Annotated in this window: 17 protein-coding genes; all 17 read right to left on the bottom strand. The window is 71.2% G+C overall.

The window, feature by feature from the left end; genetic code table 11:
• Positions 1–17: 17 nt before the first annotated feature.
• Genes H6844_08580 through H6844_08500 form a run of 17 tightly spaced genes read right to left on the bottom strand, consistent with a single transcriptional unit; the run spans position 18 to position 25,458 of the window.
• Positions 18–2,216: a hypothetical protein gene (locus H6844_08580; protein ID MCB9929455.1), complete on the bottom strand. Its 2,199-nt coding sequence runs from the start codon at positions 2,214–2,216 to the stop codon at positions 18–20.
• A complete protein-coding gene (locus H6844_08575; protein ID MCB9929454.1) occupies positions 2,213–5,053 on the bottom strand; it encodes a putative baseplate assembly protein in 2,841 nt (946 codons plus the stop codon). The genes H6844_08580 and H6844_08575 overlap by 4 nt, the downstream gene beginning before the upstream one ends.
• Complete coding sequence (locus tag H6844_08570) at positions 5,050–7,458, bottom strand: putative baseplate assembly protein (GenBank protein MCB9929453.1); 2,409 nt, start codon at positions 7,456–7,458, stop codon at positions 5,050–5,052. Before H6844_08570 ends, H6844_08575 begins: the two co-directional genes overlap by 4 nt.
• Positions 7,455–7,817, bottom strand: coding sequence for a GPW/gp25 family protein (locus H6844_08565; protein ID MCB9929452.1), 363 nt, complete (start codon positions 7,815–7,817; stop codon positions 7,455–7,457). The genes H6844_08570 and H6844_08565 overlap by 4 nt, the downstream gene beginning before the upstream one ends.
• Entirely contained in the window at positions 7,814–8,158 is a 345-nt protein-coding gene (locus H6844_08560; GenBank protein ID MCB9929451.1) for a hypothetical protein, read from the bottom strand. Before H6844_08560 ends, H6844_08565 begins: the two co-directional genes overlap by 4 nt.
• 22 nt (positions 8,159–8,180) lie before the next feature.
• Positions 8,181–8,699: a baseplate assembly protein gene (locus tag H6844_08555; GenBank protein ID MCB9929450.1), complete on the bottom strand. Its 519-nt coding sequence runs from the start codon at positions 8,697–8,699 to the stop codon at positions 8,181–8,183.
• Entirely contained in the window at positions 8,696–9,883 is a 1,188-nt protein-coding gene (locus tag H6844_08550) for a hypothetical protein (GenBank protein ID MCB9929449.1), read from the bottom strand. The genes H6844_08555 and H6844_08550 overlap by 4 nt, the downstream gene beginning before the upstream one ends.
• Positions 9,884–9,889: 6 nt before the next feature.
• The gene (locus tag H6844_08545) at positions 9,890–10,243 is read right to left on the bottom strand and encodes a LysM domain-containing protein (GenBank protein MCB9929448.1); all 354 of its coding nucleotides are present in this window, start codon (positions 10,241–10,243) and stop codon (positions 9,890–9,892) included.
• Positions 10,240–10,902: a hypothetical protein gene (locus tag H6844_08540; protein ID MCB9929447.1), complete on the bottom strand. Its 663-nt coding sequence runs from the start codon at positions 10,900–10,902 to the stop codon at positions 10,240–10,242. Before H6844_08540 ends, H6844_08545 begins: the two co-directional genes overlap by 4 nt.
• 7 nt (positions 10,903–10,909) lie before the next feature.
• Positions 10,910–11,434, bottom strand: a complete 525-nt coding sequence (locus H6844_08535) for a hypothetical protein (GenBank protein MCB9929446.1) — start codon at positions 11,432–11,434, stop codon at positions 10,910–10,912.
• A complete protein-coding gene (locus H6844_08530; GenBank protein MCB9929445.1) occupies positions 11,350–12,450 on the bottom strand; it encodes a DUF4157 domain-containing protein in 1,101 nt (366 codons plus the stop codon). Before H6844_08530 ends, H6844_08535 begins: the two co-directional genes overlap by 85 nt.
• Positions 12,447–20,399 carry a DUF4157 domain-containing protein gene (locus H6844_08525; protein MCB9929444.1) on the bottom strand — a complete coding sequence of 2,651 codons (7,953 nt, stop codon included), beginning with the start codon at positions 20,397–20,399 and terminating at the stop codon, positions 12,447–12,449. The genes H6844_08530 and H6844_08525 overlap by 4 nt, the downstream gene beginning before the upstream one ends.
• A complete protein-coding gene (locus H6844_08520; protein MCB9929443.1) occupies positions 20,396–20,668 on the bottom strand; it encodes a hypothetical protein in 273 nt (90 codons plus the stop codon). Before H6844_08520 ends, H6844_08525 begins: the two co-directional genes overlap by 4 nt.
• Complete coding sequence (locus tag H6844_08515; protein ID MCB9929442.1) at positions 20,665–22,548, bottom strand: ATP-binding protein; 1,884 nt, start codon at positions 22,546–22,548, stop codon at positions 20,665–20,667. Before H6844_08515 ends, H6844_08520 begins: the two co-directional genes overlap by 4 nt.
• Entirely contained in the window at positions 22,548–23,837 is a 1,290-nt protein-coding gene (locus tag H6844_08510; protein MCB9929441.1) for a DUF4255 domain-containing protein, read from the bottom strand. Before H6844_08510 ends, H6844_08515 begins: the two co-directional genes overlap by 1 nt.
• Entirely contained in the window at positions 23,834–24,721 is an 888-nt protein-coding gene (locus H6844_08505) for a hypothetical protein (protein ID MCB9929440.1), read from the bottom strand. The genes H6844_08510 and H6844_08505 overlap by 4 nt, the downstream gene beginning before the upstream one ends.
• Complete coding sequence (locus tag H6844_08500) at positions 24,718–25,458, bottom strand: hypothetical protein (GenBank protein ID MCB9929439.1); 741 nt, start codon at positions 25,456–25,458, stop codon at positions 24,718–24,720. Before H6844_08500 ends, H6844_08505 begins: the two co-directional genes overlap by 4 nt.
• Positions 25,459–25,474 lie beyond the last annotated feature (16 nt).

Raw genomic sequence — 25,474 nt, 5'->3', positions numbered from 1 at the left:
AGACACCTTCCCAAGCCTCAAGTTTCGTAGACCGACCCGGCGGCGAGGCCGAACGGCAGGTATTCTTCGATGGCGATGCGCAGATTGGTCTCGCGCCAGCCGAGATTGAGCAGACCCCAGGCGCCCATGGCATCGCCGTCGGCGGCCCCGGTCCAGAGTTCGCAGGCCGCCCGGTCGTCGAGCCGGCCATAGTTCGGGTCGCCGAAGCGGGTCGAGGCGAACAGCGGCCTCAGTCCGGCGATGATGGCCGCCTGCTCCGCCGCCGGCTGGCCGGCGAGCGCCAGGTCCGGCTGGCAGCGATAGCGCCGGGGCGTGCGCGAGCCGGCCGGGGCATAGGCCGAGGTCTGGAGACAGCCCGCCTGGGTGCGCTCGGCCACCAGGGCGCCGTCGAACAGGCAGTCGGTCGCGAACACCTCGCCGATGGCCGTGTCGCCCAGGATCGTCGCGGCCTCAGCGGTCAGGTTGACAGCACTCGCCTGGATCGCCGGGCCGCCATGGCCATCGACGATGGATTGGAGAATCCGCAACTCCGTCTCGACCGCGCCCAGGGCCAGCGGGCCGCAAACGCAGCGCTCCAGGTGCAACGCGTCCTCGATGCTGGGGCCGTTCAGGGTGAGGCCGCCGGCCGCCGGGTCGAGCCCGGCATGGGTCAGCCGCACCGCGCCGAACGCGGTCCCGACGGCGCCGGAGAGCGTGAGCGTGCCCGCCATCAGCAGGCCGTCGAGCGCAAACCGCCCCGGCACCGGCGCGCCCAGCGCCACCTCCGTCACGACCTCCAGCGAGCCGACCAGCGCCGCGCGGCGGTCGCGGGCGGTGAAGGTGCCGGTGCGCCGGATCGTGCCACCGCCGGATGCCGGTTCCTCCGGCCAGTTGGCGGCGACGATGGCCAGGGCCGAGCCGTCGCGGATCACCGGCGCGTTCGGGCCGGTCAGGTCCTCCTCGAAGCGGTCGTTGTCCATGAGGACGATCACCCCCGCCTCCCCGGCCGGCCGGCCGTTCCAGAGGCCGATGGCCTCGGCGATGGAGGGGACGATGGTGGCGCCGTTGCCCGGCAAACGCTTGGTGACGCCGACCTGGAAGTCCGCGGCCCGGCCCAGCAGCGCCTCCGCGGTCTGGCGCCGGTCATAGGCGCCGCCGCCCAGATCGCCCGGCGCGGCATAGACATAGGTGGCGCGCAGGCCGTTGGCGGTGCCGCCCGCCGGCAACGCCACCCGCCCGCGCACCGGGTCGAGCCCGGCCCGGATGGTCCGGGTCTCGGTCGCGCCGGAGGCCGTCGTGTAGTCCTTGGAGGCCGGAGGCCGCCGCCAGTCGCCGCCGCCGACATCGTGCAGGTCGCAAATCGCGATCTCCGCCGGGTCAACCGGCCCGAACGGACCGCCCGGCGCCAGCTGAATTTCCAGGGCGACGGCCGGGTTGGCGCCGAACCACTCATAGGCCGGCGTCCCGCCGTCGCTGATCGCCTGGCGCGCCGCCTCCAGTTCGCGGAACAGGGGCCGGATGGCGAGCGGTACCGGCAAGTCGAGCATGCTGGCAATGCCGATGGCGTCGGTCTCGGTCCGGCCGGTCCAGTAGAGCGGCAGGTCGCGCGCCAGCGGATCGAGCACGAACTGGTGGTCGCTGATCCGCGCTGCCTCCACCGAAGGCAGGCGATAGGGCTGAAGGCGCCAGAGATGCACGGCGATGTTCGGGATGTTGTAGCGGCCGCCGCCCCGGTCGATGCGGCGCACGTCGACGCTGCGCGGCGTGCGGTCGAAGGCCGAGCCAGTCAGCGCCATGGCGTCGCCGTCCCGCACCCGGGCGGCGGCGTTGCGGTGCAGGCGCGTGTGGTTCAGCCACTGCGTCGCCGACAGGCGCTCGAACATTTCGTTCGCGCGGGCCGGCAGGCCGGTCGCCTCGCTCGCCACCGCCTCGATGGCGCCGAGCGTGCCCTTGCGCTGGCGGTTGCGAATGGTGTTGCCGACCCAGGCCCGGGGCGAGAAGCCGCTGTCCGGCCCCAGATCGTGCAGGGCGCGGGCGTCCAGCAACTGGGCGATATAGGGAATGGCCCAGGGCGGGCAGGTCTCGATAAACCAGGTCTCCGCCAGGCGGCGGATGTCGTCCTCGACCACGCCGCCTTCGCGCTCCATCAGCGCGAACAGGGCCTGGAGCGTGCCGCCGGCCTCCAGGTCGCGGGTGCGGATATGGGCGGGCAGCAGGTCGTAAATGGCGCTGGTCATGGTGTTGCCTCCCGCACGGTCAGACTGCCGGGGGCGAGGGTCAGCAGTTCCGCCTTCTTGTAGGCATTGTTCTCGAACCGGGCGGGTGCCGCCAGCAGCAGTGCCTCCACCGGCGGCGTGGCCGAGCCCGAAACCGGCGGCCGGTAGAACGCCAGCAGCGTCACCCCCTCGACCCCGTCGACTGCCTGGGCCAGCGCCACCACCTCACTGGCGGCGACGGGCTGGGCGAATTCGCGGGCGTCGAAGGCGTAGGCCGCCTCCAGCACGGCGCGCACCTCGACCAGCACCACCTCCGGCAGATAGTCCGGGTGCACCCAGACCTCCGCATCGACGACGAAATCGACGATCATGGCGCTGTCGATCCGGATCGGCTGGCCGCGCGGCCGGGCGAGGTCGATGGCGTCGACCAGATTCTGGTAGGCCGCGTCGGCCGGCCCCAGACTGGTGCCGTTGGCGCCGGCAATGGTCAGATGCACCACCGTCCGCCGTCCATCCCAGAGCGGCGTCACCTTGGCCTTGGCGATGCCGGCAAAGGCGCGGGCAAAGTCCTCGTAGTCCGCGAGCGAGACGATGCGGCCGAGCGTCTTGACCGTCACCGGCGCGTTCTGCCGCGCGGTCTCCAACGTTTCCGGGTCCTCGGCGCCGCTGGTGGCGAGCGGGTTGGTGACGCTGCGCAGGCCCACCGGCCGGGTCATGGGCTGGGTCAGGCGGTCTTCCACCAGCAGGCCGGCCAGGCCGGTGCCGACCCGATATTCCGCGGTGATATTGGCGGTGCCGGTCGGCACGCGCGCGCCGGTAACGCCGTCGCCGAAGGTCAGGCTGACCGTGCCCTCATTGTCGATGGTCTGGGTGAACACCCGGTCGCGCGGCCCGGCCTTCAGGAAATCCGGCACCTCCTTCCAGAGGATGTCGTTGACCCGAAGCGCCAGGGTCGAGGCGCGGCCGCTCTCGCCGGGCGCGCTCACATGGGTGAGCGGCTTGGCCGGCAGGTCGACGATCTGGAAGCGCCGCGTCGCCTCGCCGGAGCCGATGGGCTCGGACCGGGTCTCGCCGTGCGAGGCGGTGACGACATTGCCGTTGATCCGCACCGTGTTCCGCAGCATTGCCGGCGCCAGGTCCAGGGCGAGCGTCACCTCCGTCGTGTCGGTCACCGTGTCCTGCATTTCGGCGCTACCACGGGCCGGGACCGAGGCAAGGCCGTCGATCACGCCGATCATGGCCGCGGGCTTGCCGGTGGCGGCGTCGGTGCCGCGGATCGACAGCCACTGCCCCTCGGCCAGACCCGCCACCGGCTTTTCCAGGCGCAGGGTGAGACCCTGGATCGGGTCGGTGATGGGCTTGCGCGCCCACGGCACCAGCTGGCTCGCAATATAGACCGTGGCGTTGCGGGGCGAGAACTTGTCCAGGCCGGTGCCGGAGAGCCGCAGGCGCGTGACCTTGGCGGTCTGGTTGAAATCGGAATGGCTGACTTCGGCCACTTCCTCGATGAAATACAGCTCCTCGTCGGTGCCGCCGTCGGTGGCCTTGCGCAGCACCAGCCAGCCGCCGGCCACAACCTTGTCATAGACCTGATCGAGATAAACATAGGGGTCGTCGGCGGCGAACAAGGCCTCCGCCCAGCTATCCTGACGGTCGGCGAACGGCCCCTGGATCAGGCTGTCGTTCGTGCCGTCGATGTACTGAAGATTGTCGAAGATCGGCGAGGCGAACAGGTCGGCCCGGTTGACGCCGGCGAGGGTTCCCACGCCCGCAACGGCGGCTTGCGGCCCGCCGGGCGCAGGCGCCCGCATCACCCTCGCGGCAGGTGCCGGCGCGGCCTCCGGGGCCATCATCGCCTGGGGGGCAACCATTGCCTGGGGGGCAACCATTGCCTGTGGGGCCGCCTCGGCCAGCGCGAAGACCGGGTTGGCCGCCAATGTCTGCGAGGCGGTCAGCACGCCGACGCCCGGCAGCAACTCGCCGATGCGGAGCGAAATCGGCAGCGTCAGCCAGGGCTGGGCGTTGTGGCCGAACAGGGCGGCGCGCTGGCGGAAGGCGTGGACGCGCATGCCGGTCTGCGGCAGCCGGTCGGCGCCGTCCAGCGGCTGTTCCAGGGTGACGACGGCGCGGGCCGGCTGGTGCGAGACCGGGTCCTCGGCGATCACCTCGGCCGACAGCACGCGGCGCACCTGCCAGCGCCGGCTGGCGGCGGACGCCTTGCGCTCGTCCCCCAGCAGCACCAGCGCATCGCCCGGTGCAAGCTGGGCGGCGGCCACGTCCAGATAGAGCACCGTGTCGCCCGGCTCCGGCTCGGTATAGAGCGCCAGTTCCAGGCGCATGTCGTTGAAGGCCGAATGGGCCAGCAGGTCCTGGCCGGTTTCGAAGGTCTGCGGCAACTCCCCGTCGGCGAAGGGGATGCTCTGCACCTTCGCGCCCTGGGGGATGGTGACCTCGGTCGGGCTGCCGGGGATGTCGTCGGTGGTGAAGGCCAGATAGGTCTCGGCCGAGACGCCGGGCGCCAGTTCGTAGTCGATCAGCGTGCCCAGTTCCAGGATCGACCGCCGCTCGACCGCGGTGCCGAGAAAGCCCTCGTTGGCAATCCGTTCCTGATAGAAGGTCAGCACGTCCAGCACCGTCGCCCAGCTATCCAGCAATGCCAGCGCCGGATCGGACGGGTCGCGCGTCGTCAGGCGCGAAAGCGCCGGATCGGCGGAAATGCCGGCGGTCATGGTGCCGAGAAAGCTGCCATGCCGGCCGACCCGATAGGTCAGCGCACTCTGATAGGCGGGCGGGTCGGTGGCGACCGGGGTGCGCACGGGCTCGGTCCCGCAACCGCAATCCTCTGTGGCACGGCTCATAGGCTGCCCTCCATGATCGCGTCGAACGTGCCGCGTTCGGGGAAGTTCGGGTCGTTGTCCAACTGCACGATCTCGCGGTCGCCGGGCCGCAGCACACCGGCGGCGATCTCGCCGTTCGCGGCCTGGCCGACCCGTTGGAAGGTGACGATCTCGGCCGAGCCGACACCATCCACCGCCATCGCTTCCCGATAGATGCGGCTGGAGAACACCGGGTCGCCGAAGCTGAACCGGTCCGGGTGGAAGAAGCCCTTGCTGCCGTCGTGGCGGATGCCCGCGGAAAACCTGTCGAGTAGCGCCGCGCGCACCGCTGCCTTGGCGTGGTCGCGGGCAACGCAGATGCGCAGCTCCAGGCGCAGCGGCGCATAGATCGGGTCGCGCAGTTCCAGGTCATAGCCCGCCAGCCGGCCGCGAGCGAGATGGGCCAGGATGGCGTCGCGGAACTCCGCATCGTCCACGGCCGAGCCGCCGCCGACCCGGTCGACGGTCACGAACACCGTGTACCAGCTTCCGGTCCAGCGCAGTTCGGCCGAGGCCCGCTGCACCTCGGGATGGCGCAGCGCCCATTCGGCCCAGTCGGCCTCGGTCACCGCGCGTTGCTGGGTGCGGATCGAGGGCGGCGCGAACAGCCGCGCTTCGGCCACCCGCTCGCGGTCGACGCCGCCCTGCCCCGGCAACGGGTTGGAGACGCCGCGAATGCCGGGCACCGCCGGGCCGCCGTCCCAGGCCGTCACCGCATGGGCCAGCACGTTGCGGCCGACATTGCCGCGCGTGCCGTTGCCGACCCGGGCCGTCACCGCAAACCGGTTCAGCGGCGTCGGCCGGCGGCCGTTGATGTCGTCGCCGAAGCGCAACAGGGCAAAGCCGGCCTCGTCCACCTCCGCCACCACGTCGTTGGCGAAGCGGTCGCTGGCGAGCAGGTCGTGCTGGAAGGTCCAGTCGCCGGTGGGGTCCGAGAGGCGCAGTTCGGGCGCGGCCTCGCGCGGGTCGGTGCGCAGCACCGCCGCCGCCGAGGTGCCGGCGGCCCGGAACGGCGCGGCGAAGGTCACGTCCGGCAGGCTCACGCAGGGGCGGTAGGCGTCTTCCAGCGGCACCAGGTCGGGCTCCAGCGCGGCGGCGACCCAGGCGCCGTGATCGGCGGGCGCGATATTGCCGCGCGCCTCCGCCAGCGCCATGTCGGCTCCGTCCGTGCCGACGGCGCCTTCCAGCGGCAGGTCGAAGGGCAAGGCGTCCTCGCGGCCCCAGGCGACCGCGACCACCGCCGCGCCGTCCAGCGGATCGCTGCCGGGCACAACGCTGGTGATGCGCACCACATGCGCCATGGCCGGGTCCGCATCCGCCGCCGCACCGGTCTCCGGCCCGGCGGTCTGGATCAGCAGCAGATAGTCGCCCACCGCGAGCGACAGCGTCGGGCTGCCCGACAGCGTCGCCGCCGTCGAGCCTTTCGGCAGGCAGCAATCGCGCCGGCTCCAGGTGTGAAAGGCGATATGGTCGTGATTGGCGAACACGGTGACGTCGGCCAGGGTGGCAAACGCCTCCGCCCCGCCCTGCAACGCAGTCTGATAGGCGTCGCTGCCGATATCGGCGGGGAGGCCCGGCACCTGGCTCACCACCGGCGTGCCGGCGCGGACCGTATGGCCGTCGGCCGCCGCCAGCACGTCGAAGGCGACGAAGGTGCGAGCGTTGCAGCCCTCGTGCATGGTGTAGCCGACGAGGCGGGCATGGCGGCGGACGGAGATGCGGCTGCGCGCCGTCGCCAGATAGGCCTCGCCCGCCGCGGCGTCCTGCATGTAGCTGAGGCGGTCGGCGGCATAGGCCAGCGTCTCGACCGCGCCGATGAACGGGTCGGCGATGCTGGCGTCGCGCCAGTCCGGCATCAACTGGCGCAGGCGGGCCAGCATCAGGCTGCGGAAGCTGTCATAGTCCTTGGCCAGATAGTCGATGGCCGGCCCCTCGCCCGGCAGCGGCTGACCGCCCGGCAGGGGCGCGCACGGCAGGTCGGTCGGACATGCCGCCTTGAACGAGAACGCCACCGCCGACAGCGTCGGGTCGAAGCCCGGCGGCGGCACGCTGACATCGGCGCCGGCCACCAGCGACAGGGTGTAGGGCGAGAAATCGCCCGGCTGGTCCACCGTCACCCGCAGCACGTTCGGCTGCGGCCGCGCGACCGCCAGCACCCGCACCGGCGTGATGCGCACGCCGCCGGATAGGCGGACATTGTCGGCGGTGAGCGCTGGGCTCGCGGCCGGCACCGCCCCCGCCTCTCCCGGCAGGGGGTGGAGGAAGGTGACGTCCAGCACCGTCTGGCTGGCGTCGGCGACCTCCAGGAAGTCGATGCCGTTGATCGTGCCGGCCGCCCGCACCGCGCGGCGGCGGTCGTCGTCGTCGCAGAGATAGGGCGTGCTCATCCCCGCTTCCTTTCGAACGTGGCCACCTGGGCTTGGCTCTGGCCGCGGATGGCGAAGCGCACCGCAATGCGGAGCGCCGCCTCGTCGTTCTCGACCTGGACGCCCGTGACCTCCAGCAGGTCGCCGAGGGCCTGGTTCAGCGAGGCGTGGATGCCGATTTCGGCGGCGCTCGCCAGGTCCGGGCCGTTCGGCTGGAACACCAGCGCCGTCGCGCCGCCGCCGAAGCCCGGCCGCATCACCCGCTCGCCCGGCTGGGTGAACAGCACCTGCTCGATCAGGCTGCGGATATAGACGGGGTCGCTCGCGGTTTCGGTGCGGCCGAGCGGGCCGGGGCGGAAGGGAAAGGCGATATGGGTCATGTCGCGATCACCCGGGGTTGCACGGCGGAGACGATGGGCGCGCCCTGCGGGATCTGCTCGACCGACTGGCAGAGGCCGACGCTGGTGGACAGCACCACCGGCATGCCCATCACCTGCACCCGCGTCGCCGGCACGGTGTACTGGATCTTGACGCAGGGCTGCGGCTTGGTGCCGGCGCCGACCGGGATCTGGAACGGGCAGCCGGCGATCAGGTACTGGTCCGCCATGGTCGCCACCGGCTGCCCCAGGATCGAGACGCGCGCGGCACCGGGCGCGATGGTGACCTTGCCGCCATGGGGACAAGTGGCGGCGGCGGCGATGGTGAGAACGGGTCCGGGCATGTCTGTTTCCTCCGCGCGCGCTTCAGGTCACCGTCAGGGCGCCCTGGTTGATGGTCACGGCCGGGCCGGTCAGGGTGATCATCGCCCCCTTCCCGTTCGAGATCGTGATGCCGACATCGTTGATGGAGATCAGCGCCCCGGTGGTGGTCTTCAGCAGGATGCCGCCGGTCGGGCCGGGCGTGTCGCTCAGCATCAGCGTCTGCTGGCCGGCAGTCTGGATCACGAAGTTCGACAGGCCGGGCGGCGGCGGAATCTGCGCCAGGGCCGGAATCTCGCCGCCATTGTGGTACCAGCAGCCGGACCAGATCGGCCGGTCCGCGTCGCCCTGCTCGAACTCGACCCAGACGCCGGCGCCGATCTGCGGCAGCATGTAGACACCCATCTGGATGCCGGTCGCCGGGAAGCACGGGGTGGCCCAGCTGGTGGGGATGACGCCGCCCGGATCGCCGACCTGCACCAGCAGGCGACCTTCCCGCAGCGGGTCCTCGTTCGAGACGACAATGCCCCGGTATTTGCCGTAATAGCGTCGGATTTCGGTCATACCGCCACCTTTTCGCTGAAGGAACCGTGCGCGTTGCGCGAGAGGGAAAAGCTTTGCTTGAACGAGCCGCGCTGGATCGTGGTCGAGACCGACTGGACGTAATAGGTGCCGTCGGAATGCGGCCCGGCGCCCCGCACGCTCACCAATCGGCGCGGGCGCAGGATCTGGCCGTAGCGGGCGACATCCAGCGAGCCGCTGGCGGTGATCACGTTCGCCGCCCGCGCCGCCCGGCCCATGCCGCGCATGATCAGCGCGGCCAGGTCGCTGGTGGTCATGCCGTCCTCGGTGTTGTCATTGCCGCCGCCGCTGCTCGGCTGGTTCATGGCCAGGTTCTTGGCATAGGGGATGAAGCCGGGGCCGAGCGGCGGGTTGAACACCGCGTCCGGGAACGGGATCGGGATCACCGGGCTCGGCGCCTCCTTCGGCTGGTAGAAGCCATAGACCAGCGGCTTGGACAGGCCGTCGAAGCTGACCGACAGGCTCTCGATATTGCTGGCGGCGTCCATGTTGACGGTCAGCGGCGGCAGCAGGTCGCCCGCTGCGCTGCGGCCCAGGGCGATCAGGGTGCCGATATCGGGGCCGAAATAGGCGAATTGCTGGCCCTCGGTCACGCCCGGCTCCAGCGAGAACTGATAGCCGACCTGGCTCGCCAGCCACTGGATGTGGTTGTAGAACGTGCCCTTGACGCTCTTCCATTCCTTCAAGGGGTTTTCGACCGCGACCAGCGGCGTCGGCACCACGGTCGGGACCACGCCCAGCGGCGCCAGCGGCGCCAGCATCATGGCGACCTGGGCGACGGGCGGCATGCCGGGCAGCGGCACGCCGGTCAGGTCGATCTGGTCCAGCAACTGGGTCGCGTCGGTGCCGGTGAGCGCCAGCGTCGCCTGGCCCGGCTCGTTCGACTGGCTGACGTCGTAGCGGGCGATATGGCCGTCCATCAGCACCTCGCGCACGCCGTTGGTGATGAGCGAGAGCACCATGCGCGTGCCGGGCGCGAAAAAGCCGGAGGGCAGCAATTCGCGCTCGATCGCGCCGCCCTTTTCCATCGCCAGCGTCATCTGAAAGCCGGAGCGCTGACCCGCCTTCTGCGTCACCCGCACGTCGCGGATGGCATCCACCACCGCCTCCGGCACCGGGGCGAAGGTGAACATTCCCGTCTTGACCGATAGCTGCACGCCGCCCATGGCCGCCTAGCCCCCTTCGCTTTCGTCAAGGGTCAGACGAACGGGCGCGCCGGGCTGGTCGACCACGGTGTCCGGGTCGAACGCACCGGCGCCGTCGGCAAGACGCCACCACAACTCCGCCCGACCCAGCGCGGTCGACGCCGCCAGGTCGCGCCGGTCGGGGGCGGCGGCGGTGTAGCTGCCGATGGTCGCGAGCCGCGCCGGCTGCGGCGGGAAGCGGCGCAGCAGATAGGGCACGGGCGTCCCGTCGGCCGCGGTGTGGATTGCGGTGCCGGTGGTATGATAGCGGCTGGTCTGGGGGAAGCGCCGCTGCTCCTGCACCGGCAGGAAGAAGCCCTGGCCGGGTGTCGGGACGGTCATCCGAGGTCTCCCTGGCTGATGCCGAAGGCGGCGAGATCGCCCGAGCCCGCCAGGCCCGCGAGTTCGCTCTTGCGGCGGAAATAGCTCATGAAGATGCCGCCGCCCCGGCTGGAAGCGCCCAGGTCGTCGATGCTCATGACACGCAGGCCGAGCGAGATGGTCAGGCGGATCGGGTTGAGGTTGGTGTCGAATGCCTCCTCGGTCACCGAAAACTCGGTGATCTTGACCGGCGTGATGCGGTTGCGGCTCCAGGCCAGCAGGGTCAGCGGCTCCGGCTCCGGCAGCACCTCGATCAGGCCCTGGGCGGCCAGATCGGCCGTGCGTTGCACCGCATCCACGCTGGGATAGATCATCATCTCCAGCAGGGCGAGTTGCGGCGCCAGCCCCTCGGTGGCGACGGTGTCGTCCGGCTCGGCCGTCTCCAGCGCCCGGCTGGCTTCGAGAATGATCTCGATATTGATGGTCTCCACCGGCGGCCCGATCAGGCGGAGCGCATCGGCCCGCTGCCCCTCGCCGGCCGTGCCCCGCGGCGTCAGCGAGCGGCTGACCGATTCCGGGTTGTACTGGAAGGGCACGATATTGCTGACCGCGCCGCTGTCGCGGTCGACCCGGAACAGGCCGCCCTTCAGCAGTTTCGGATTGAGGGGGGAGCTTGCCATGCGCGCCTCACTTCCTGCGGAACACACCCAGGCCGAGATCGAACTCGAACTCCAGGACGGTGATGGGGGGGATAACGAACGGCTCGTCCTCGCCGCGCATGACGCGGTCGAGTTGGTCGAGCCGTTCCAGCCGTTGCAGCGGCCCCGGATATTCGCGGTCCAGATAGGCGTCGAGCGCCCGCTCAGTCGCCGCCTGGGCGGTCATCGCGCCGACGAGCTTGCTCAGCAGCCAGTTGTCGACTTCGTCCGCGCTTTCCGGGATCCAAGGATAGAGGCGGCGGTGCAGGGCATAGGCGCCTTCCAGCTCGCCGCGGGCGGTCAGGTCGATCAGGCTGACGCCGTGGGCGGCGGCCGACCGCGCGAGCGGCAGATAGTCGATGCGCGCCGCCGGATCGCTGCCCAGCGGCGGGAACCGGAAGAAGTTGCCGGCCAGTTGCGGGCTGAGGGTCAGCGGCCGGCTGAGGGGGATGCGGAAGCGGCGCGGATAGAGCGACAGCGGCGCGGCCGGTCCTTCCGCGTCGGGGCTCGGCACCTCCCGCTCGACCGGGTCGACGGTGGGCGGGGGCGGCGTGTCCGCGGAGCCGGCAGCGCGCGCTCCTGACCGCTCGCGGCGGGCCGCGGCGGCGCGGGCGCCGGCAGGCCCGGCACCTGGGCCGGCGTCGCGGTGCTGGCCGCCTTCTCGGTCACGTCGATGCCGACGCGGCGATTGCCCTCTGCCGGGTCGAAATCCGTGATCTCGCCATGGGCGTGCAGGCGAACGACCGAGCCTTCCGGCAGCAGCGGCTGCAACAGGCGGCGCACCGCCACCGCCCGATGGGCGGAGAGGTTGAGGTTGTAGACGCCCGGCCCCTCGGCGCTGGCATAGCCGTAAAGGTCGATCTCGACCGGCCCGGTCCAGGTCGCCGCCAGCGCCCGCAGGTCCGCCTGGGCCGTGGGCGAAAGGTCGGCGCTGTCGAAGGCGAAGGTGACGGCCCGGTCCTCCGCCGCCAGGCCGGTGCCGCGGCTGTAGTCGGCCCTGGGCGGCGCCCGGCCGATACCGGTGCCGGGCGTGTCCTTGTCCTGGCGCAGCACCGACGGCAATTCCGTCCGGCTCGCACGCTGGGCGATATGGGCCGCCTCGTGCGCGACGGTCTGCACCGCGTCCGGGCGGGAGAGATCCTGGGCGTCGGCGCCCAGCACGATGTCCGTCCCGGCGGTCGCTGCCCGCGCGCCCATCGCCTCGGCGCGCGCGGCCGCGGCAGCGCCGGTGTGTAGCCGCAGCGGCGAGAGATCGACCCCCAGCGCCCGCGACAGCCGCCCGGCCAGCTGCGGCGGCAGCGCCCGCCCGGCGCCAAGGCCGCGGAACCCGGCTTCGGCCCCCTTGGCCGAACCTCCGGCGGTACGCGGCGACGCTGTCTCCAGCCCCGGAGTCCCCAGGCCACGGTCGGACAGCGCCCGGTCGGCACGGGCATCGGCGTCGCTCTCCAGGGCCAGGGCATCCGGCAGATCCGGCTGCGGCGGCGGGATGCGATCCATCCGGCGGGGCGAGGTGGGAGGGGCGACGGTCATTTCGCCTTTTCCTCCTTCGTGAACACGTCGGGCGCGTCGAACTCGAACTCCGGTGTCGGTTCTTCCGGGCCGTAAAAATTGTACTTGTCGAGATTGATCTCGATGTCTTCGAGATGGATCGGCCCGATCCGGCCATCGAGCTTCTTCGGCACCAGGCCGGAAAAGCCGAGGTTCAGCTTGGTCCGCTTGTCGGCGTCGCCGATGGTGACACGGCCTTTGGCGCTACCGCCGCTATAGCCGGCAAAGGCCGGCAGCTTCAGGTCCATGCCGGCCACCGCCAACGAGTCCAGGCTCATCGTCACCTCGCCCGGCCGGTTCGTTTTTTTCAGTTCCAACCAGTTCAGGGTAGGGTTGTCCTCCATCCCCTTGCGGTAATTGGCCTTCTGCAGGTAGCCCGAGATTTCCAGGTTCTGGAGGGCGTTCGGGGCCAGATCCAGCGAGCCATATTCGCCCAGCAGCAGGGTCAGCGGGTCCTTGTGCTGGGTGCTGAGCTTCAGCTTGAAATCTGTAATCCGCAGGTCGGAGAGCTTTTCGGCTATGCTCTGATTGTAGAGATCGTCCTCCTCGTCCTCGTCCTTGGGCTTGCCAAAGTCGGGGTCCTCGGCGCGCAGCAACGTGTCGATGCCGATCTTCGGGTGCGGGTTCGTCTTCGAGCGCTTGGCAATCTTGTATTCGTCGCCACGCAGGGGCCATTGCACCAGCGTGTAGTGGAAATCCGCATAGACCGGACCGTTCGGGTCGGGCAATGGCCCGCCCGATGGCACCGCCATATGTCCGCCAAAGCCGAACACCAGCGTCGGCTGCTTGGTGTTCGGGTCGAAGGTCAGGTTGGCCGCGCCCAGGATCGAATAGTCGAGCAGGGTGTCGCCGGAGGTGGTGATCGCATCTTCGAACGCATCGAGGTCGAGACGCCCGTGCTCGATATCCAGCGCAATCGACGGATGAATCAAGCCGCCTTCGCCGCCGAATGCCTCCAGCGACAGGTCGAGCGAGCCTTCCAGGCTGCGGAACAACGCCTCGTGCTGCGTCACCCAGTCGAGGGCGTCACCGGAGATGAAGGTGGCTTCGGTGTCGGCCTCGCCTTCCGCCGTTCCGCCACCCGAAGCGTCGGGCCGGGCGTGCAGCGTGGTGTAGATATCGGCCACGCCCAGGGTTTTGAGCATGCCGGTCAGGCTGTCGATGGTCAGGTCCGCGTTGTCGACGTCGAGCTTGTCGACGTGGATCGTGGACCGGGAGTAACTGCTGCCCTTCGGCGAGTCCTTGCCGCTCACATAGGACAGCAGCTTGTCGTCCGGCATGGTGGCGCGGTCCAGCTTCAGGGTCAGGCCCAGCGCCTTGTCCTTCAGGGTGAAGCCTCGCGCCCAGAGGCCGCGCAGCTTGACCGCCATGTTGCCGCCCTCGTCGACGTCGATGGTCAGTTGCTTGCCGCCGACGCCCTCGCCCGCCGCGCCGGAGAGGCGGCCGGCGCGCAGGCTTCTGCCCGTGCCCTCGCCCAGATAGGCCAGGATGTTGGTGGCGCTCCAGTCGTTCAGGTCGATCTTGATCGGCCCGCCCTTGCCGCTGGTCGGGTCCGCGGCTTCCAGGAAGCCGACCGAGACCGAGGCCGCCTGAAAATCCAGCCGGGCACGCAAGCTCTGCTCCATCTGTACGCCGATCTGCCGGGCGATCAGCGGCCCGGTGAGGACCCCACCCAGGGCCTTGGTCCCGGCCTCGTTGAATTCGATGCGGAAGGGCTTGTCCGGCAGCGGGCCGTGCAGGTCGATCGGGCCGATGCTGGATTCGATGCCGGTCGGGATGTCGATATAGACGCCCTTCTGGCGCAGATAGAGCCGGTAGCCCTGAAGCGCGATGGAGTCGAAATGCAGTTGGTGAATGTCGATGCGCTCGACCGCGCCCAGCTCGCTTTTGCCCGCCTTGCCGACCTTGGCTTCCGCCGGCTCGGTATCCTTGCGCAGGTGGATGTCCATTTTGAGGTTCAGGTTCTTGGCCGTCACGCCGGACTCGGTCACCGCCGCCGAGGGGTTCGCCTCCCACACCTTTTCGGCGTCCTGCGAGGCGACCGGGATCAGGGCCTTGTCGCCGGCATCGAACGACAGGCCGGTCAACAGGATTTCCGGGAAGACCAGCCCGTCCTGGTCCTCCGAACCGATGGAGATCAGGCCGTTGCCGATCCGGAAATGGCCGATCCGCCCATCCAGGGCGGCCACGTCGCCGCTGGCGCTCACCGCGCCATAGGGCGCTGCGGTCGGATCGGCTGGAGCGAAATCGCCATTGCCGCCGAGCGACAGGTTTTCGACCCCGCCCGCCAGCGTCAGCCCCTCGTCGCCATAGCCGAAATCCTCGAACGTGAAGCCCTTGGCCGACAGGCGGGCGACCGCCGTGGCGAACGCCTCGTATTTGGAAGGGTCGGAGCCGGTTTCGAAATTGGCGGCGAAGGTGGCGATGACGCTGGTCTGGTCGATCCGGCCGTGCCCGCCGGAAAGCCCGATGCTCTTGGCGCCCATGGTCACGGTCAGGTCCTGGAGCAACAGGCCCTGGATCAGCGGCATATACCCACCCTTCGGTGCCGCATCGGGGATCAGGGTCACATACACGCCCGGCCGCGCGTCGTAGATGATCTCCCTGGCCCGGAGCGCGCCCACATAGAGTTCGTGCAGCACCACCGTGCTCTTGGTCTCGCTTTCGGTGGTGTAGTCGAGGCGCAGGCGGAAATCGTGCGCCTTGGCGCCGGTGACGGTGAGCGTGCTGCCGTCGTTCGAGCGCCAGTCGATGCGCGGCATGTCCAAAAGCGGAATGGTAAGCGAGCGCACCTTGATCGTGTCGCCCTCCAGGCCGACGAGGGCCGAGATGTTGGCCCGGCGCACCAGCACCCGGCCGCTGCCGGACTCGGTGCGCTTGTCGAACACGCCGTCGGTCAGCAGCACCTTGTCGATCTCGGCTTCGATATTGCCGGACCGGGCCAGGCCGATTCGGATCGCCGGCTGGTCGTCGGCCCGCTTTTTGCGCCCTTCGCCCAGCAGGCCGGTGGCCTCGAAATCCTCGCCCATGCGGGTCTTGAACTTGACGCCGTCCAGGGTCTGGACCGTGATGCCGCCGGAATAGGTGATATCGCCGTCCTTCGGCATGGTCAGCGAGAAATCGGTGACGTTCACATCCCGGAGCGAGCCGCTGACCACCTCCACTTCCTTGGCCATGGCGCCGCGGTCGTCATAACCGCGATAGCCGAGATTGCCGGCCTCTATCGCGTCCACGTGCAACCGCTGGATGCGCACCACACCGGTGTTCAGGCGCGACCAGGCCGGCGGGTCGTCGTCGGTCTCGCCCTCCGCATTGCGGCTTTCCGCGGCCTCGAACGGGATGGTCAGGTCGACGGTGATGCCGCGGAAGTTCGTGGTGCCGTGCGACCAGAGATAGGAGGTGGCGGTGCGATACTGCGCGCCCTCCACCGCAAAATTCTCGATGCCGAAATGCTCGACCGCGAGGCCGTGGTCGGTCAGGCGAACCGTGCCATCGAAATTGGTAATGACGATCTTGTCGGCGCGGTTCGGGCTCTCGCCCTGGCGGAGGTTTTCGATCACCACCTCCTTGCCGCCCAGCAGCGCCACCTCGACCTGGTGGTTCGGGTCGCCCAGCGCATCCACGCCCGGCTGGCGCAACTGCACCGCGCCGCGCAGGTCGGTGCCGGTGATCGTGTCCGCCGCATAGCCGCCATAGCGCACGCCGGAGAGCGTCGCGCCGCCGATGCGGAAGCCGGCATCGTCGCGCAGCCGCTCCTCGTCCTCCCGCCCGCGCCGCTCCTCCGGCGTGGAGAGGCCGGGGAAAGCGCCGGCGGAAACGCCGGTGAAATGCATGTGCTCCACTTCGCCGCCGAACAGCCGCGCCAGTTCCCGGCGCTGGTCGAGAATGCGGCGGCGATGGGCCAGCCGCTGCGCGGGATCCTCCGGCTCCTCCATGCGCCGCAGCCCCTCGTAGACCAGCACCCGGCCGGCAAGAACGAGCAGCCGCGAGCGTTCGGCGGCGAATTCGGGGATGGCCGGCAGTTCCAGCGCCTGCCGCAACAGCGACCAGGCGGACGGGATGTCCGCCTCCACCACCAGGCCGTTGACATTGACCATGCCCAGAGACAGCGCGAACGTGTTCTCGGGCTTGTCCTTGTTCTCCGGCTGGGTCTGCATCGCCTGCGGGCCGAATTCGACGAAGCGGCGGATCGATTCCTCGCTGGTCAGCTGCTCGGCGGAGAAGCCGGCAAGACCCCGGAACTCGCCCTCGCCGTGCAGGTCGGTCACGGCGAAGTCCTGCACCTGCACCGAACCCTCGACGCCGGAGACCGCCACGCGGCCGATGTCGACCACCGCGCCCATATGGCTGGCGACGGCGATGCCTTCCTTCTCCTGCAGGTCGGTGAGGCGCTGGCTTTCGTCCTTGTCGAGGCGGCCGCCCTGGCGGTTCATCTTGCGCACCAGATTGCGGTATTCCTGCTCCAGCCCTTCCAGGCGTTGCAGTTCGGCCTCCGCCGTCTCCAGCCGCTGCGCCAGTTGTGCCTTGTCGTTCGGGTCGGTCGCCTTGGCCATGCGCTCGTTCAGCGAGGCGATCAGCAGGCGCTGATAGGCGGCACGGTTGGTGGCGGCGGCGACGCGCACGCCCTCCACCGACACCTGGCCGACGCGCTGGCCGCCGGAGGTCTGGAACTCGTCGACGACCAGCGAGTCGAAGCGCAGTTCGAGCCGGTCGAACAGGGCCGAGCGCTCCAGCGGGTTGCCGATATAGGACTTTTTCGAGACGAACTGCCGCCAGGCCATGCGCACCACCAAGCCGAAAAAGCTGCCGACCATGGGTTCGCGCAACTCGTCGCCGGAGAAGTCGCCGGCGGCGATGAACAGGGTTTTCAGCACCGCGCGGCGGGCGGCGGCGATAGTGCCGGCGTCGGAATAGACCGGCGTCTCCACGCGCAACTCGCCCAGTCGGGCGATGGCGTTGGTGAGGTCGATCAGGTCGCCCTTCTGGAAGTCGATGTCGAGGACCAGACCGTCCACATTCACCGGGCCGGTGCGCAGGATCGAGCCGCCGGTGACGAAGCTGAGCGAGGCGAAGCGCAGCTTCGGCGCCCGGAGCGTCAGATGGTTCGTCTCCAGGTTCAACAACACGTCGACGATGTTGGACTCGTTCTCCAGCAGATAGCGCCGCGTCTTTTTCGAGACCGCCGTCCGCTCGCCGCCGGACTTCGCCACCGCCACGCCGGGCGTGAGCCGGCCGCCCAGTGCGTCTTCCAACTGCTCCAGGTCGACGGTGACGCGCACCTGCGACACCGACTGGTCCTGATAGGGCGAGCCCAGAATGTCCGGCCCGGGCGTGGTAACGGACTTGGTCTCGATCTCGCGCCAGCCGGTGCCGAGCAACAGCCGCCAGAAGCTGCTCTCGCCGGATTCCAGGCTGGTGCGGATCGGCTCCGGCGCCGTGCGGCCGCGCCCCGGATCGTAGAGGGCGAAGCGCTTGGTCAGGGCCTGCGGCGCCGGGCGACCCGCCTCGTAGAGCAGTTTCGAATAGTCGAACACATAGGCGAACTCGCCCGCCGCCCGTGCGATCTCGATCAGCACGATCAACTGGTCCAGGGCCTTCGGGTCCGTCTCGGCCCGCGCCCACAGCCGGTCGTCATTGATGCGGTCGCGGATGGAGTTGGTGCCGAACCGGTCCAGCTCGCCCTGAAACCAGGTGAAGCTCGCCTCGCCCAGGGTCTGGTTGGAGAGGCCGGCGAGCATGCGGCCCCAGGGCTCGCCGCCATGGGCGGCTTCCAGTGCCTCGCGGTCGGCCGGCGGCAGGGCGCGCACCAGTTGGAAGGCCAGCAGCGCCTCCCCCGGCTCGACCGCGTCGGTGGTGAAGAGCCAGAGGAAGGTGGACTCGTTCAGCAGCCGCAGAATGTGCTCGCGCGCCAGCACCGGGTCGCGGGCGTTGAGAATGGCGGCGGTGCGACTCCAGGTGTCGCGGGCGGCCAGCACGTCCGGCGGCAGGGCGGCCAGGACCGGCGCCAGCAGCCCTTCCGCATCGAGCCGGCGCACCATGGTCGCCAGCACCGCGTCCGGCCGCGCCGGCTTGTCGCCCATCACGTCCGGGTCGCCGGCGGCGATGGCCAGCAGGCGGTTCCAGCGCGGTTCGGGGTCGGCCTCCTCCGCCGCCGCGGCCTCGCGGAACAGGGTCAGGGTCTCGCCCACCAACTCCGCCTCGCTGCCGCTGAGGCCGCCGGGGGCGTAAAGCGCATCGGCGGCGATCAGCTTGCCGTCGGCGGTGCGCGCCACCTCCGGCAGGACGAAATCGGGGGACTCGATCAACGCCCGCGGCAGCGCGTCCAGCATGCGCCGCAACGCCTTGCCGTCGTCCAACTGCCGGAACCGCTCGCGCTCGCCGAGCGGCATGGCCATGACGATGTCATAGGCGAGCGTCGCTTCCTGTTCGTCGACGCGGCCGAAAATCCACCAGCCGGGGTCGAGCAGGTCTTCCACCAGGGCGAGATTGCGATAGGCCTCGCGGGCGCTGACCAGCAGGCGGAACGGTTCCAGATACTCGGGCTGGCGCCGGGCCTCTTCCGGCAGTTCGTCGATCAGGCGCTGGATGGCGCCGGCCTCGTCCAGATCGGCGGCGATGATGCGGAGCGCGGCGGCGGACAGGGCCGGCGGGCCGTCCTTGGGCCTGGCCGCGGCCTCGGGCGGCGCCGGCGGTGTCCGGGCGTCCTCCGGCGTCGCCGCGGGGTCGGCCTTGGCCTGCTCGCCTTCCGGTGTGGCGGATGCGGCGGTGTCCGCCTCGGGCGCGGCGCGGGGGTCGGCCTCCATGCGCACGCCCAGGCCGGCAATGCGGCGGAGCGCGGCCTTGGCCCGCTCGGCGTCCGGGTCCTCCAGCAGCGCCTGAAGCTCCAGCGACAGGTCATAGACCCGCCCGCGCACATCCGCGTCGCCCAGCACCACCGCGGGCGAGCGGTCTTCCTCGGCCAGCGCCCGCTCGCTTTTGGCCTTGTCGGCGTCGTATTCGCCGGGGGCGGTGTGGCGGAGCTTGCGGAAATCGGCCTTGCGCTCGCCGTCCGCCAGTTCCAGTTGCGCCTTCCGCGGCAGGCGGCGGTAGACGCGCTGCACGGTGATCAGTTCGACCGGCTCCAGCCCCTCGAACGGCAAATCCTCCAGCACGGCCGCGTCGAGTTCGCCGATGTCGGCGTCGGTCAGGCCGGCGAGCGCCGCGATGACCTCGCGGCGGAAGCGGGCATAGTGGTCGGTGTCGACCTCGCGCACCAGACGCAGCCGGGCCTTGTCCTCCAGCGAGCCGACCAGGGCGGCCGCGGTCTCGAACGCCAGGGGTTCCAGAATGCGCAGCACGCGCTCGACCTTGCCGTCGGTGACGATCAGGTCGTCGAGAATGGCCTCGATCGCGTCGCGCTCGCGGCCATAGTTCCGCACCACCAGGCTTTCGAGGGTCGAGGTCGCCTTGCGCGCCGCCACGGCCGCGCCGGCGTCGAGCGCCGGGCCGGTCCAGCGATGGATCGGCAGGCTTAGCGGCCGGCCGAGAGCCGCCGCATTGGCATTGGCCGCGGCCTCCCGCTCCGCCCGCGGCAGCGACGGCCGGCCGACACCGCGGGCGAGCCGCGCCTGGGCCGCGTGGGTGAGTTCATGCGCCAGCAGCGCCCGGCCGCTGGCGCCGGTCGGGTCGAAGCCGGCGGGGTCGAGTTCCACCAGATTGCCGAGCGCCCGCCCGCGCGCGCCATGGGCCTGCACCGCCCGGCCGGCGGGTCGGTCGATGGCGACGGTCAGCCCGTCCAGCTTCAAGCCGAGCGCATCGGCGAAACCGCGCACCAACGCCTCCGCCGCCGCGGCCTGCACCGCCGGCACGCTGCCGTCAAGGCGGAGACGGTGGTCCCCTCCCCGCTGGTCGGCAGCCGGCTCCGGGGCCGGGGCGGTGGCGAGCCTGGTCATCGCCGCAACCCTTCCGCCACCTGCCGGGCCAGACGCCGGCCGAACTCCTCCGGCGGCAGGCGCGGCGAGGCCGCAAGCGTGAGCGGACGCGAACCGGCGTCCGGGTGCAGATCCGCCGCCGAGAGGCCGGCCAGCGCCTGCGGCAGGGCGGCCTCGAAACTGGCGGCGGCGCGCTCGCCATAGCCGCGGCTGACGCCAGTCAGTGCCAGCGTGCCGATCTCGACGGAGATGGGCGCCGGGGCGGGCGGAAGGGCGGGCTTGTCGCTCATGGCACCCACCCGGCGATCTCGGTCGGCGACAGCGATTTCTCCAGGTTGGCGCACTCGATCAGCGCGCTTTGCAACAGGTGCGGCATGCCGATGGGCTCGCCCGCCTCGGCGGCGAGGAAGGCGGCGTTGACGGCCACGTTGCGGATATGCCCGGGCGTCAGTTCCAGCCGCGCCAGCTTCTCCCAGGCGAGGTCGGAGTGCTCGGCCGCCGCCGGGAACACGCCCTGCCAGACCCGCAGGCGGGCGGCATAGTTCGGGAACGGGAAGGTCACGGCGAAGCGGATGCGCCGCACGAACGCCTCGTCGAGGGCACTGCGCATGTTCGTGGTCAGGATGGCGAGGCCGGCATAGGCCTCCATCCGCTGCAACAGATAGCTGACCTCGATATTGGCATAGCGGTCGTGCGCGTCGCTCACCTCCGAGCGCTTGCCGAACAGGGCGTCGGCCTCGTCGAACAGCAGGATGGCACCGGAGCCCTCGGCGGCGTCGAACAGGGCGCGCAGGTTCTTTTCGGTCTCGCCGATATACTTGCTGACCACGGCCGAGAGGTCGATGCGGTAGAGGTCGAGGTCGAGCGCACGGGCGATCACCTCCGCCGCCATGGTCTTGCCGGTGCCGCTCGGGCCCGCGAACAGGGCGGAGATGCCGAGGCCGCGGTTGGACTTGCCGCCGAAGCCCCAGTCGCCATAGACCCGATGCCGGTGCCGCACCTGGGCCGTGAGCGTGCGCAGTGTCGCCAAAGCGTCGGCCGGCAGGACGAGGTCGTCCCAGCCCGCCACCGCCTCGATGCGCTGCGCCAGCTGGCCGAGGCGCGGACGGGCGCTGCCGCGGCAGGCCTCCCACAACTCCTGCTCCAGCCGACGGCTGCCCTGGCCGAGCTTGGCGGCGAGCGTGCCGATCTGGGCCTCGCCCAGGTCGAAGGTCTGGGTGAGCGTGTCGATGGCCCCGTTCATCCGCCGCGCCTGCCCGCCCAGCGCCCGGCGCCAGAGGTCCGCCTGCTCGCTGCGGTCGGGGGCGGGGATGGCGAGGACCGGCCAGGCGGGGTCGACCGCCGGCGGCTCCTGGCCGGCGAGGACGATGGGGCCGGGCTGGTCCGCCAGCAGATGGGTGAGCCGTTGGTCCTCGCCTTCGGCTTCCACCAGCAGCAGGGCGCCGGTCAGCCGGGCCTCGCGTTCCCAGAGGCGGGCGAAGGTTTCCCGTTCGGTAGCGGCAGCGGGCAGGTCGGCGGGCGCAAGGCACCAGACCGGCCGCTCCCCGGCGGCCGCGGCCGTCACCAGGCGGAGGTCGGCGGCATGCCGGCCGGTCAGGACAACGCCCGGCACCCGCCGCTCGCCCAGATGGGCCGTGACGCGGCGGGCGTGCTCTCCCAGGCGCGCGGCCGGGCGCGGCAGGCCCACGAGCGGGCGCAGATAGGGCGTCAGGCGCGCGTCGAGCCCGTCGGCGCCGAACAGGGCGTGCAACACCCGCTCGTCCACCCGCAATTCCGAGGCGATCAGGCGGTCCGGTGCCGTTAGCGAAACCAGGCGCAGCCGGCGCAGCGGCCGATGCGGCGCGGTGGCGGCCCAGTCCGCATCCTCGAAGGCGGCGAGCGCCACGCCGAAACTGGCAAAACTCGCGCGCGGGTCGCCCGCCGCCTGGCCGGCCAGCGCCGCGATCTCCGCATTGACCTCGACGCCGATGGCGAAGGCCAGCACGTCGGTCTCGAACAAGGTCAGGCCCAGGCGCGCGCCCAGCGCGGCCACAGGGCCGGCGGAGCGCGGCGGCAGCGGCGGCGCCTCCTCCCCCGCCGGTGCGGCGGCAGCGGCCAGCGCATGGGCGATGCGGGTGAGTTCCGCGCCGGGGGCGGCGTTGGCGCCGGTGTCGGGCATGGCGAGCGGCATCAGAGCGTCACCTCCGGCCCGTCATAGACGCCGTTGCCGTCGACGGTCAGCACGCTCTCCGCCCCATCGACCGAGGCGCGGACCAGATAGGGGCCGCGGCGCAGCCGGCGGAAGGCGAAGGCGATCTGCGTGACCGTGGCGACATTGGTGGCCGCGCCGTTGTTCGGCGGCGCCGGCAGCCGGTGCATCGGCCCGCCGCCGGCGGTGTTCAGCAGCATCGCCGCGTGCTGATCGCGGCCCACCGGCGGGTCGAGCGTCAGGGTGACGGTGCCGCTCGCAACCGGCTGGCCATCCACGGTGTCGGTGCTGTCGATGACGACATTGCTGGCGGTGATCGCCGGGCGCAGTGTCAGCGGCAGCGTGTTCGACACCTCGACCGCCGGCGTCGTCGGCGCGGGGCCGAGCGATCGGGTGCGGAGTGCGCGCAGCGGCAGCAGGCCGGCGCGCGGTGTCAGGGCGGACAGGTCGAGTTGAATGGTCGTGCTGCCGACATCGCCGACGGCCGGCGTCGCCACGGTCTCGCCCAGTTCCACGGTCATCTCGCCGGGCGTGAAGCCCTGGCCGGAGAGGACGATGGTGCTGGCGCGGGTGATCGGGTCGCGGGCGCCGGTGAGCGCGGCGACGCTCTCCAGCGTGACATTGGCGAGCGGCAGCGCGCGACCGCCCGGCGAGCGCACCGGCGGCGGCGCGGCGCCGGCGGCCCGGGGCTCGATCAGCACGACAGAGGCGCGGTAGGCCATGGTCGCGCGATACTGGCCCTGGATCGCCGACCAGAGCCGCGACATGTCCTCGCTGTCGATGGCTTCGGGCACCAGCTTGATGAGTTCGATTTGCGCCTCGATGCCGGCGCTGCGCAGGACAGCCGGCACCAGCGGGTCCGGCGGGTTCGGCGACAGGGCGCGGGCGATGGCCGGTCGGGTCAGGGTCGCGTTCTCGTGCAGGGCGAGAGCGGCATGGCCCAGCAGCATTTCCGACCAGAAGGGCTCGGCGCCGTAGGCGGTGATCAGATAGTGCAGGTCGACGGCCAGCGGCGGGCCGGAGATCAGGTCGCCGGCGGCGTTGCGGCTCGGCAGGTCCCAGTTGCGGAAGGCGGCGTTGCGGGTGACCTGGTGCAGGAAAATGTTGAGCTGGGTCGGCTCGGCGCCGGCGGGCGGAATGACCCGGTCCGGCGGCAGGGCGGTGACCGGCACGGTGCCGGTGACGTCCGAGACCTGGGCCGCCGACAGCGCCTCCAGGATGGTGCGCCGCAGGACGGCGGTCACCGCGGCGATGGCGTATCCGTCGCTCATGGGCGCCGCCCCTCCGTCTGGGCCAGATAACGGTCGAGGTCCGGCGCGGCCTCCGGCCGGCGGGATGCCGCGGGCGCAGGAGTGGCACTGCGGGGCGGTGTCACCCGCACCTCCAGCCGGTCGATGCGCACCACCACCGGCGCAGGTGGCGGTGGCACCTCACTGGCAGGCTGACGGGGTGCGCGTGCCGAGGCCGGCGCGGAAGGCGGGGCGGGCGCGGCAGTGCGGGCCTGGAGTGGGCGCGGCTCTGGCGGCAGCGGCGGCGAGGTCGGCTCCGAGCGGTTGGCGGTGGGCCGGGACGACTCTGTGCCGCGGGGCAATGGCGAGGACGCTGGCGGCGCTCCGGCCGGCGGCGGTGACGGCAGGACGGTTCGCTCGACCACCCGCTCGACAGGGTGGTGGTGATGCTCGACCGAATGCGACGCGGCCGGCGGGTTCGGCGGGGCGTGTCCGGGAGTGTCGGCTTCCAGCGACGGCAGGGGGGCCGTGCGCGGCGCGGGCGTTGAGCCCTCGGCGGGCGGGGCCGGAAGGGTGCGGGTCCGAACCGCCGGCGGCGCTTCCAGCGGGTCCGGTCCCCTGCCCGTCTCGACCAATGGTGGCGGCGGTGGCGCAACCGAAGGCGCTTGGCCCCGGCCCATCGCTGGTGTCTCAAGCGGCATGGCCGGCGGGGGCGCAATCGGGGCGGGGGCCATGCCGGAGGGCGGCGTGCGCGCCGCGGCCTGGCTGGCCGGCGGGGCGGCGATCTCGCGTTCGTCCGCCACCTCGAACAGGCCGGGCTCGCCGGCGAGGCCGGGGGTCGGCTCGAACCGGCTGGGTGTGTTCGGGCGCAGGCCGCCGCCGGGGGCGGCGACGCGGGCGGCGATGCGGGCGAGGAAATCGGTCATCCGGCGGCGATCTCCAGATAGGCCCGGCGGCGCAGCGGCGAGAGCGCCAGAATGTCCGCCTCCGGCCAGCCATAGGCGCGGGCGAGCTGGTCCACCTCCCACAGCAGGCGGCTGGCGACGGCGGCGAGTTCCTGCCAGACAAAGGCCGGCGGATCGAACGGCGTCTCGAAGGCCGTGCCGCATTCGGGACAGGTCAGCGCGAAGACGATGGCGGCAAGCGGGTCGAGCGACTCCACCGCGGCGGCGACGGCGGCCGCGGCCTCCGGCGGCGGCACTGCGGGCGCGCCGTCGGCGGTTTCGCACCGGGCGACGCAGAGCGCGAACAGGGCCGCGCGCACTGCCTCCGGCTCGCCGCCGGCATCGGCCAGCGCGGCAAGATCGCCGGCGGACGGCGCCCGCACCGTCAGGCACAGATCGCCATGGCGGAGTTCGACGGTCGGCGGATCGGGCGCCACGTCCAACGGATCGGCCCCCAGCACATCGGTCACGGCGAAGCTGGCTTCGACCCGGGCGGCGCAGTGCGGACAGGCGTCCCGCGCCTCCACCGCCTCGCCGATCAGGGCGCGGCGCACCTGCAACAGGTGCCGGTCGCGCCGGCCGACGGGGCCGGCCTCGACCGCCGCCAGCGGCTGGCCGGTCGCCTGCGCGACCAGAACCGAGCCCCGGCGGTGCGGCGGTGCGGCGGCGGCGGCTTCCCAGATCCGAAGAACCGCCGCGCCTGAGCCTGGCTCGAGCATAGCGGACTCCCCTTTC

Source organism: Alphaproteobacteria bacterium, from assembly GCA_020638555.1.
Classification (GTDB): Bacteria; Pseudomonadota; Alphaproteobacteria; order Bin95; family Bin95; genus JACKII01.
Note: the sequence above shows the minus strand (reverse complement) of the source record. Positions and strands in the feature narration are given on the sequence as shown.